General features: G+C 70.5%; 6 protein-coding genes. 5 read left to right on the top strand and 1 reads right to left on the bottom strand.

Annotation, left to right across the window (positions count from 1 at the left end):
- Positions 1-38 precede the first annotated feature (38 nt).
- Complete coding sequence (locus ACFV9H_RS40765) at positions 39-2,306, bottom strand: transglycosylase domain-containing protein (protein ID WP_385408948.1); 2,268 nt, start codon at positions 2,304-2,306, stop codon at positions 39-41.
- A gap of 232 nt (positions 2,307-2,538) precedes the next feature.
- On the opposite strand from ACFV9H_RS40765, the gene ACFV9H_RS40760 reads away from it, so the two are divergent.
- The 5 genes from ACFV9H_RS40760 to ACFV9H_RS40740 all read left to right on the top strand — a co-directional run bounded on the left by ACFV9H_RS40760 (position 2,539) and on the right by ACFV9H_RS40740 (position 7,673).
- On the top strand, positions 2,539-3,453 hold the full coding sequence (locus tag ACFV9H_RS40760; protein ID WP_385408946.1) for an SPFH domain-containing protein: 915 nt from the start codon (positions 2,539-2,541) through the stop codon (positions 3,451-3,453).
- Complete coding sequence (locus tag ACFV9H_RS40755) at positions 3,450-3,710, top strand: hypothetical protein (protein ID WP_385408944.1); 261 nt, start codon at positions 3,450-3,452, stop codon at positions 3,708-3,710. Before ACFV9H_RS40760 ends, ACFV9H_RS40755 begins: the two co-directional genes overlap by 4 nt.
- Positions 3,711-4,126: 416 nt before the next feature.
- Entirely contained in the window at positions 4,127-4,651 is a 525-nt protein-coding gene (locus ACFV9H_RS40750; RefSeq protein ID WP_385408942.1) for a PadR family transcriptional regulator, read from the top strand.
- On the top strand, positions 4,648-5,334 hold the full coding sequence (locus ACFV9H_RS40745; RefSeq protein WP_385408940.1) for an ABC transporter ATP-binding protein: 687 nt from the start codon (positions 4,648-4,650) through the stop codon (positions 5,332-5,334). Before ACFV9H_RS40750 ends, ACFV9H_RS40745 begins: the two co-directional genes overlap by 4 nt.
- Positions 5,331-7,673: an FtsX-like permease family protein gene (locus ACFV9H_RS40740; protein ID WP_385408938.1), complete on the top strand. Its 2,343-nt coding sequence runs from the start codon at positions 5,331-5,333 to the stop codon at positions 7,671-7,673. The genes ACFV9H_RS40745 and ACFV9H_RS40740 overlap by 4 nt, the downstream gene beginning before the upstream one ends.
- Positions 7,674-7,774 lie beyond the last annotated feature (101 nt).

Genomic DNA, 7,774 nt, shown 5'->3' with positions numbered 1-7,774 from the left:
GGCCTGAAGGCTGCGGGGCGGCGGTGTGCTGTCGGGGGTCAGTTCCCGTCGGTCTGCGGGAACTGCGGCGGGTCCGGCGGCTTCGGGACGTTGGTCTTGCTCGCCGACGCGCTCGGCGTCGGAGTCGGCGACTTCGTCGGGGTGTGGGTCGGCGTCGGAGTCGGCGTCGGAGACGACGAGTTCTGCGGCGGGGCGCTGTTGGTCGGCGGCTGGCTGGAGGGGCTCTGCGAGGCCGACGGGGAGGCGCTGCGGGTCGGGGTCTGCTTGGCACCCATCACCGCGTCGGACAGGTCGAACTCGGCCGTCTTCCCGCCCTTGAGCACGGCCAGCGTGTACGCCTTCCAGATCTCGGCGGGGAAGCTGGAACCGCCCGCGCGGCCACCGCCGGCGGTGCCGGTCAGGGTGACCTGCTTGTGGGTGCCGGGCTCCTCGCCGAACATCGCGACGACGGTGACCAGTTCCGGGGTGTAGCCGGTGAACCAGCCCGCCCTGTTCTCCTCGGTGGTACCCGTCTTGCCGGCGGCCTCGTAGACGCTGCTCTTGACCTTGCTGCCGGAACCGTCGTTCACCACGCCGGTCAGCACCTTGGTGACGGTGTCGGCCGTCTGACGGCTGATGACCTGGCTGCCGATGGCATCGCGGGGCTTGAACTTGCCGTCCGCGTGCTCGGCGCTCTTGATGATGGTCGGCGTGACCTTCTTGCCGTGGTTGTCGAAGGTCGCGTAGACGCCCGCCATCTCCATGGTGTTGGCGCTCATACTGCCGAGCGACATGGCCGGCTGGTCCTCTTGCCAGCCGTCGCGGTCCTTCATGCCGAGCGAGATCGCCGTCTTCTTCACCGCGGGCGGGCCGACGTCCACGACCATCTGCGCGTAGACGGAGTTGACCGAGGAGTTGGTCGCGTCCTGGACGGTGATTTCCTTGCCGTAGTCCTTGTCGTCCTGGTTCTGCGGGTTGAACGGGATCTTGCTGCCGACGACCTGGCGCCTGCTGGTGCCGTCGTAGAGCGCGTTCGGGGTGATCGGCTTGCCGTCCTGCGTGGTCGCGCCGTTCTGCAGGGCGGAGGCGAGCACGATCGGCTTGAAGGTCGAGCCGGGCTGGTAGTCGGTGCGCAGGGCGTTGCTCTGGTCCTTCTCCGCCAGGCCCTGACCGCCGTACATGGCGACGATCGCGCCGGTCTTCGGGTCCACCGAGGTGGCGCCGGCCTGGACGCTCTGGTCCTGGGGGCGGTTCTTGGTGTCCTTGCGGTCGAGCTTGGACTCCAGCTCGTCGTTGACGGCCTTCTCCAGCGCTTCCTGCTTCTTCGGGTCGATGTTGAGCACGATGTTCCAACCACCGGCCGCGATCTGCGCGGGGGTGATGTCCTGCTCGTCCATCTCGTCGTTGGCCGCCTGGATCAGGTAGCCCTTCTGACCTTCCATGCCCGGGCGGGGCTTGGGCTTGATGGGAGGCGGGAGGGTCATGGTCTTGCGCTTGGCCTCGTCCAGCACGCCCATCTCGACCATGTTGTCGAGGACGGCGTTGAAGCGGATGTTGACCAGCCGCGTGCCGTTCGGGCCCGCGGTCGCCAGGTCGTACTGGCTGGGCGCCTGGATGACGGCGGCCAGGTAGGCGCCCTGCTCCAGCGTGAGCTTGTCGGCGTCGACGCCGTAGAAGGCCTGGGCCGCGGCCTGGATCCCGTACGCGTTGCGGCCGTAGAAGTTGGTGTTCAGGTAGCCGACGAGGATGTCGTCCTTCTCCATGCGCCGGTCGACCTTGAGGGAGATCACCAGCTCCCGGAGCTTGCGAGTCGGCGACTGGTCCTGCGTCAGGTAGTAGTTCTTGACGTACTGCTGGGTGATCGTCGAGCCACCGGCCTTGCCCTTGCCGGTGACCGTGTTGAACAGACCCCGGGCCACACCCATCACGTCGATGCCCCGGTCCTTGTAGAAGGACTTGTTCTCGATGGCGATGAAGGCGGTGCGGACGTCTTCCGGGATCTTGTCGATCGGCACCATCTCGCGGTTCATCTTGCCGGTGCGGGCCATGACGGTGCCGTCGGCGTACCGGTAGGTGTTGCTCTGGAGCGTGGCGCTCTCGTTCGGGTCGGTGGGTTCGTCCACCAGGAAGTAGAGGACGATCGCCCCGGCGATGGGGAGCAGCATCAGCCCGAAGAGGGTCCCGAGGACCTTCCTCCAGGTGAAGAAGCGACGTATGCCGGTGCGTTTACCGGCACCCGCCTTGCCCTTGGTGCCATTCGCGCGGCCGCTCGGCCCACGCCGCGCACCGCGCTGTTGCTGCGCCTTACGCGCCTCTGCTCGGCCCATCGCTCCCGCTCCGCTCGGTTACCCCCACACGTCAGCTCAGAAAGCTAACACCGCAGGCTGTGACAAAGGTTGGCCAACCATCACCAATACCGGTCAATTCGGACGTGAGAATCAGCACCCACGCCACAGGAACCGACGCACGTGAGGCCCGAAGGGTTGCCGTACGCCGAAAAAGTGATATCACTTTGCTAGGCGGCTCGACCGGCCGCGATCACAGGAAACGGGGCAGACCATGACGAACACAGCGACGACATCGGACAGCGTGGGCGTACGGGAATTCACCGCGCGCAGCGTGGGCGGCGGACTGGCGCTGCTGCTCGGGCTGGCGGGCGTGGTCGCCGGGGCGGGCCTGATCGCGACCGGCGCGATCCTGACGGCCGTCGCGGCCAAGGCCGGCCTGATCGCGGGCGGCATCCTGCTGATCCTCACCTCCATCGTCGCAATGAGCGGGCTCAACACCGTCGCGCCGGGCGAGGCCCGCGTGGTCCAGCTGTTCGGCCGCTACCGGGGAACGATCCGCACGGACGGACTGCGCTGGGTCAACCCGCTGACCTCCCGGGAGAAGATCTCCACCCGGGTGCGCAACCACGAGACGGCCGTCCTGAAGGTCAACGACGCCTACGGCAACCCGATCGAGCTGGCGGCGGTCGTGGTCTGGCGGGTCGAGGACACGGCGCGGGCGGTGTTCGAGGTCGAGGACTTCACGGAGTTCGTGGAGACGCAGACGGAGGCGGCGGTCCGCCACATAGCGATCGAGTACCCGTACGACGCCCACGAGGAGGGTGGCCTGTCCCTGCGGGGCAACGCCGAGGAGATCACCGAGAAGCTCGCCGTCGAACTGCACGCGCGGGTGGAGGCGGCCGGCGTGAGCATCATCGAGTCCCGCTTCACGCACCTCGCGTACGCTCCGGAGATCGCCTCCGCGATGCTCCAGCGCCAGCAGGCGGGCGCGGTCGTGGCGGCCCGCAAGCAGATCGTGGAAGGTGCGGTGGGCATGGTCGAACTGGCGCTCACCCGCCTGGCGGAGGAGGAGATCGTGGACCTGGACCCGGAGCGGAAGGCCGCGATGGTCTCGAACCTGATGGTGGTCCTGTGCGGGGATCGCGCAGCGCAGCCGGTCGTCAACACGGGCACCCTGTACCAGTGAACCGCCCCGAGCCCCCGCGTCGGGACGGGCCGGCGGCCGGTGCGGCTGCCGGGGGGCGGCCGGCGCGGAAGCAGGTGCTGCTGCGGCTGGACCCGCAGGTGTACGACGCGCTGGCGCGGTGGGCGGGCGAGGAGCTGCGCAGCGCGAACGCGCAGATCGAGTTCCTGCTGCGGCGGGCCCTCGCCGAGTCGGGGCGGCTGCCGTCCGCCCCGGGCCCCATCCCGCGCCGGGGCCGCCCCCCGAAGTCTTCGGACTGACCCCGCCGGGGCGTGCCGCCCGGGGCCGCTGCGCGGAGCCTGTCCCCTACCCGCCCTTCCACCGTTCCCCGAGCTCCGCCCGGACCCGCGCCTCAAACGCCGGCGAGGCTGGGTTTTGCCCGGCCTCGCTGGATTTCGCCCGGCCCGGCAGGTGCACGCAGGCGCGGCAGACAGCCAGGACGGGGACGGGGTGGGGTGTTGTCCGGGACGTAAAACGTGATTTGTGGCGCGCACCCACCCGCACCAGCGAAGACACGTCCAGGCGCCATAAATCATGAGTCCCGGCCAACACCCCACCCCGGCCCCGGCCCCACACGAAGCCCCCGGCACGGGAACCGCACCCCACCGGCCTAGCCCCCGGCACGGGAAACGGCAACTATACACTCAACGTATACACACGGTGTACAGTCATCGACATGTCCATCGGTCACACCCTCCTCGGCCTCCTGGAGGCCGGGCCCCGCCACGGCTATGACCTGAAGCGGGCCTTCGACGAAAAGTTCGGACACGACCGCCCGCTCGCCTACGGGCAGGTCTACTCGACCATGTCCCGCCTCCTCAAGAACGGCCTCGTCGAGGTCGACGGCATCGAGAGCGGCGGCGGGCCCGACCGCAAGCGGTACGCCATCACCGACGCCGGCATCACCGACGTCGAGGCCTGGCTCTCGCAACCCGAGAAGCCCGAGCCCTACCTGCACTCGGTGCTCTACACCAAGGTCGTCCTCGCCCTGCTCACCCACCGCAGTGCGAACGAGCTCCTGGACACCCAGCGTGCCGAGCACCTGCGCCTCATGCGCATCCTCACCACGCGCAAGCGCAAGGGCGACATCTCCGATCAACTCGTCTGCGACCACGCCCTGTTCCACCTGGAGGCCGACCTCCGCTGGCTGGAGCTCACCGCGGCCCGCCTCGAACAGCTCGCCCAGGAGGTACGCCGATGACCCCGGCCGGATCACTGCTCGCAGCCACCGAACTCAGCAAGGCGTACGGAACCACCAAGGCGCTCGACGGCGCGGAGTTCTCGATCCACGCCGGTGAGGTCGTCGCCGTCATGGGGCCCTCCGGCTCCGGCAAGTCCACCCTGCTGCACTGCCTCGCCGGCATCGTCACTCCCGACTCCGGCTCCGTCACGTACGGCGGCCGCGAGCTGGCCACGATGAACGACGCGGAGCGCAGCGCCCTGCGCCGCTCCGAGTTCGGCTTCGTGTTCCAGTTCGGGCAGCTCGTACCGGAGTTGACCTGCGTGGAGAACGTGGCCCTCCCGCTCCGCCTCGCCGGGGTGAAGCGGAAGCAGGCCGAGGCCACCGCCCTGGAGTGGATGGAGCGCCTCCAGGTCGAGGACACCGGGTCCAAGCGACCCGGCGAGGTGTCCGGCGGGCAGGGGCAGCGCGTGGCGGTCGCCCGCGCCCTGGTCACCAGGCCCCGGGTGGTCTTCGCCGACGAGCCCACCGGCGCGCTCGACTCCCTCAACGGCGAACTCGTGATGCAGCTGCTGACCGAGGCCGCCCGATCCGCGAACGCCGCCGTCGTCCTCGTCACCCACGAGACCCGCGTGGCCGCCTACTCCGACCGGGAGATCGTCGTACGCGACGGCCGGTCGCGCGATATGGAGCGGATCATATGAGCAGCCGGCGGGTGTGGGCCCGCGACCTCGGGATGGGTGTGCGCTTCGCCTTCGGCGGCGGCCGCGAGGGCTGGACCCGGACCCTGTTCACCGGCGTGGGCGTCGGCCTCGGCGTCGCCCTGCTGCTCATCGCCACCGCGCTGCCCAGCGCGCTCACCGCGCGCTACGAACGCGGCGACGCCCGCTCCACGATCGGCTCCCCGAGGGTCGAACAGCCCGGGCCCGACACCTTGTTGGTGATGGGCGCCGACCAGACGTACCGAGACGCGGAGATCGAGGGCTCCTTCCTGCGGGCCGAGGGCCCGGACGCCCCCGTACCGCCGGGGCTGAAGAAGATCCCCGCCCCTGGCGAGATCGCCGTCTCCCCCGCCCTGGCGAAGCTCCTGAACTCCCCCGACGGCAGGCATCTGCGCGAGCGCCTCGACGGGCGGATCTCCGAGGTCGTCGGCGACACGGGCCTGATGGGTCCCGGTGAGCTGCTCTTCTACGCCGGCAGCGACCGCCTGCAGAAGACGGGTCCCGAGCAGTACCACATCCGGCGGATCAACGCCTTCTCCTACGCCAAGGAGCGAGACGCGCTCGACCCCGTCCTCGCGCTCCTGGTGGTGCTGACCTTCGTCGCACTGCTGCTGCCGGTCGCCGTGTTCATCGCCGCCGCCGTGCGCTTCGGCGGTGAGCGCCGCGACCAGCGGCTCGCGGCGCTGCGGCTGGTCGGCGCGGACACCCGGACGGTGCGCCGGATCGCGGCCGGGGAAGCCCTCGCCGGGTCCCTGGTCGGGCTGGTGCTGGGCGCGGGCTTCTTCGCCGTCGGCCGCGAACTCGCCGGCAGCTTCACGCTTCGCCAACGCAGCGTCTTCCCCGCCGACCTCGACCCCTCGGTGGGTCTGGCCGCGCTGGTCGCGCTCGTGGTACCCGTGGCGGCGGTCGCCGTGACCCTGTTCGCCCTGCGGGGGGTGGTCATCGAACCACTGGGCGTCGTCCGTACGGCCACACCTCACCGGCGCCGCATCTGGTGGCGGCTGTTGCTGCCCTTGGGCGGACTCGGTCTGCTCGTCCCGCTGATGGGCCGCGGCAGGAGGGGCGGGGAGTTCAACCAGTGGCAGGTCAGCGCCGGCGTCGCGCTGCTCCTGGTCGGCATCACCGCGCTACTGCCCTGGCTGCTGGAGCGGCTCGTGGCCCGGCTCGGCGGCGGCCCCGTCTCCTGGCAACTGGCCGTCCGGCGGCTCCAGCTGAACAGGGGCGGCGCCGCCCGGCCGGTCAACGGCCTCGCCGTCGCCGTCGCCGGGGCCATCGCCCTGCAGATGCTCTTCGCCGCGGTCGAGGACGAGTACGCCATGGCCACCGGCCAGGACCCGGGCAGGGCTGCGCTCACCATCAGCCTGCCCCCGGGCGGCGGGGACATGGGTGACCTCGCCGCGCAGGTCGCCGCCACCGAGGGCGTCGTCGCTGCCGTCCCCCTGACCTCCGTCTACGGGCAGCGCCCGGGCATCGACTCCTATAGGCCCACCGAGATCACCATCGGCACGTGCGAGGCGCTGCGCGAGGTCGCCGTACTGGACTCCTGTGCGGACGGCGACGCCTTCGTGCTCACCGGTTCCACCTCCGCGGACAGCGGGGTCTACGGTTCCCCGCCGAAGCCGGGCGAGAAGCTGTCCATCGACCCGCACTTCGGCCCCGGGAAGGAGGCCACCGTCGTCGAGTGGACCTTCCCGGTCGGGGCCCGTACGGTCGCCGACCGCGCGGACCCGACCGGCCGGATCCGCAACGGCGTCCTGGTGACCCCCTCGGTGTCCCCCCAGGGCGTGGGCGCGGCCGAGAACATGGTGGTGCTCGTGCAGGTCGACGGGTCCGTCCCGGACGTCCTGGAGAAGGTCCGCGCTGCCGCGTTCAAGGCGGATCCGCTCAGCCGCACGCTAGCGCTGAAGTACAGCAAGGAGAACGCCGGTTACTCCGCGATCCGCACCGGACTGTTCTTCGGCGCGACCGCCGTGCTGGTCCTGATCGGCACCAGCCTGCTGGTCGCACAGCTGGAGCAGCTGCGCGAGCGCAGGAGGCTGCTGGCGGCCCTGGTCGCCTTCGGCACCAAGCGCACCACGTTGAGCCTGTCCGTGCTGTGGCAGACGGCCCTGCCGATCGGGCTGGGCCTGGGCCTGGCCACCGTGGTGGGCGTGGGGTTGGGGGCCGTGCTGATGCGGATGACCGACCGGCCCGTCCGGGTCGACTGGCCCTCGGTCGCGACGATGACCGGGGCCGGCGCGGGGGTGGTCGCCGTGGTGACCGCCCTCAGCCTGCCGGCACTGCTGCGGCTGATGCGCCCGGACGGCCTGCGCACGGAGTAGCCGCCTCAAACGCCGGCGGGGCTGGATTGGCCGACGCCGTCCGCCTGGCGCGGCTGGATTGCCCGCAGGGCAATTCCAGCCCCGCCGGCGTTTGAGGCGCG

Origin of the sequence: Streptomyces sp. NPDC059874 (genome assembly GCF_042731135.1) — a bacterium.
GTDB lineage: Bacteria > Actinomycetota > Actinomycetes > Streptomycetales > Streptomycetaceae > Streptomyces.
This window is presented reverse-complemented; position numbering and strand designations above follow the sequence as displayed.